The sequence below is a fragment of the Streptomyces alkaliphilus genome, from assembly GCF_014141535.1.
GTDB classification, from domain to species: domain Bacteria; phylum Actinomycetota; class Actinomycetes; order Streptomycetales; family Streptomycetaceae; genus Streptomyces; species Streptomyces alkaliphilus.
Map to the genome: position 1 here is coordinate 1 of NZ_VKHT01001385.1, position 1,007 is coordinate 1,007.

At 72.8% G+C, this 1,007-nt stretch carries 1 protein-coding gene; it reads right to left on the reverse strand.

The window, feature by feature from the left end; genetic code table 11:
- Positions 1–178: 178 nt before the first annotated feature.
- Entirely contained in the window at positions 179–802 is a 624-nt protein-coding gene (locus FNQ90_RS24630; RefSeq protein WP_323380166.1) for a GyrI-like domain-containing protein, read from the reverse strand.
- Positions 803–1,007: the final 205 nt, after the last annotated feature.

Here is a 1,007-nt window from a genome sequence, read left to right on the forward strand (position 1 = left end):
GGGCGGGCCCGGTCCGGGGGTGACCGACGAATCCCGGGCCGTCCTCCCCGATGCCACCGATGGGGGCGCCCGGCCGTGCCGGGCGGAGGGGACGCCGCACCACGGTGGGCCGGTCGTGCCGGCGCGGCGTGTTCCCACGTCCCTGCCGGCCCGGGACCCGCCCCGTCCGCGCCCCGGCTCAGTCCGGTGCCGGGGCGACCGGCTGGCGGAGGATGGTGCGCAGCCGGGCCGGATCCGTGCGGCGCGCGTCGGAGAGGTAGATCTCGTGGTGGTGCCCGCCGGGCACCAACCCCTCGGCGGGCATGAACTCCTCGTGCATCCGGGCGATCACAGGGCCCTCCTCGTCATACGGTCCGATGTGGAGGATCTGGACGCACCGTCCCTCGGCGAACTCCTCGAACCGCACGCGGTCCCCGGCGGGAAGGTCCTTCTTCGCCGCGGCGTTCCCCCTCGCCTCCTCGACCATGGCCGGGGTGATCCACTCCGGTTGGACGATCATGAGCGTCCATTTCCAGGCGTCACGGTCACGGGTGGTGAAGGCGCCGAGGTCGTCCGCGTACCACAGGCCCTCCAGCGGACCGACGGTGTGCGGGCGGCCCAACTCCTTCTTGGCGAGGGCGCGCACGGCGTAGGCCGTGGTGTAGAGGGCCTCGACCACCGCGCGGTAGTCGGCGGAGGTGTTGGGGTCGCCCCGGCCGTCCGCCATGAGGAAGGCCATGCGGGGCACGTCGACGATGGCGAACCGGTCGGAGCGGGCGGAGTGGAGATCCCGCCGTTCCTTCTTGATGTCGTGGTGGTGCACGAGAGTGTTCTCCGTTCGAGCCGGTCCGTCGTGAATCCGTTGCGCCCCGGGTCCGAGCATCACCGGCCGGGACGGCTTCGACAAGCCGGCCGTGCGGGGGACCCGACCGCCGCGGCCGGCGGGAGGTCCCGCCGTGCCTTTCACCCGGAGTCGATCTCTCCTCACCGCAGCCGGCCCTATTCTGGGACCCGATCGGGGTGGATTC